The sequence below is a fragment of the Pseudomonas sp. 05N434 genome, assembly GCF_056396965.1.
The window spans coordinates 1-1294 of sequence record NZ_JBFTMK010000867.1 but is presented as its reverse complement, the minus strand read 5'-3'; the positions used below and the strand labels follow the sequence as shown (position 1 = coordinate 1294).

Annotated in this window: 2 protein-coding genes; one reads left to right on the top strand and one right to left on the bottom strand. The window is 57.8% G+C overall.

Annotated features, from left to right (window positions below; all coding sequences use genetic code 11):
• On the top strand, positions 1-650 hold a 650-nt coding region (locus AC1DLB_RS30240; protein ID WP_477786312.1), incomplete at its 5' end, for an amidotransferase.
• Positions 651-734: 84 nt separating this feature from the next.
• Here the strand turns inward: AC1DLB_RS30240 and AC1DLB_RS30235 are convergent.
• On the bottom strand, positions 735-1294 hold a 560-nt coding region (locus AC1DLB_RS30235; RefSeq protein ID WP_477786311.1), incomplete at its 5' end, for a CorA family divalent cation transporter.

Below are 1294 nucleotides of genomic sequence, written 5' to 3'. Positions count from 1 at the left end.
AGCGTCTGTTTTCGCAGCAACCCATCGCGGCCGAATTCAGCGTGTACAACGTGATGCAGGGCGACTATCCCAGCGATGATCAGATCTTCGATGCGTATCTGGTCACCGGCAGCAAGGCCGATTCCTTCGGCACCGACCCGTGGATTCAAACCCTCAAGACGTACCTGCTCAAGCGCTACGAACGTGGCGACAAACTGTTGGGTGTGTGCTTCGGTCATCAACTGTTGGCGCTGCTGTTGGGCGGCAAGAGCGAGCGGGCGACCCAGGGCTGGGGAGTCGGCACCCACAAATACAAACTCGCGGCCAAGGCGCCGTGGATGAGCCCGGTGAGGGAAGAACTGACGTTGCTGATCAGTCACCAGGATCAGGTCACCGCATTGCCGGAAAACGCGACGGTGATTGCTTCTAGCGATTTCTGCCCGTTCGCCGCGTACCACATCAACGATCAGGTGCTGTGCTTCCAGGGGCATCCGGAGTTCATTCACGATTACTCACGGGCGCTGCTGGATATCCGCCAAGAGGCGCTGGGCGAGCAGATTTATTCGCAAGGTATGGCGAGTCTTGAACACGAGCATCACGGCACTACCGTCGCAGAGTGGATGATGCGGTTTGTGGCGCACAAGCCTGAGACTGACTCGGTTAAGCCTTAAAAGCTTCGCGGGCAAGCCTCGCTCCTACGGATAACCCTGTAGGAGCGAGGCTGCCCGCGAATTTTGCAGACGCCTCGGTTCCGACTACAACCACCCAGACTTTTTGAAGCTCGCCCACAAACCGACGCACCCAACGGTGATAAACCCCAGCACCGCGAAATACCCGTAATGCCAGCTCAACTCCGGCATGTTCTGGAAGTTCATCCCATAGATCCCGGCCACCGCGGTCGGGAACGCCAGAATCGCCGCCCATGCCGCAAACTTGCGCTGCACCACGCTCTGGCGTGACGCCTCCAGCAACACCCCGACCTCGATGGTCTGGCTGGCAATGTCCGCCAGGGTCGTCAGGTCTTCCAGTTGCCGCGTGACATGAATCTGCACATCGCGGAAATACGGGCGCATATTTTTGTCGATAAACGGAAAGCTCAGCTTTTGCAGTTCCTCACCGATCTCCACCATCGGTGCCGCATACCGGCGCAAGCGCAATACATCGCGGCGCAGGCCGTGGAGTTTCTGGATATCGCGTTCATTCAGGGAACCGCAGAGGACATTGCTCTCCAGCTCATCGATCTCGGCGTGAATCGCTTCGCCCATCGGCTGGTAGTTTTCAATCACGAAATCGAGGATGGCATAGAGTACGAAAT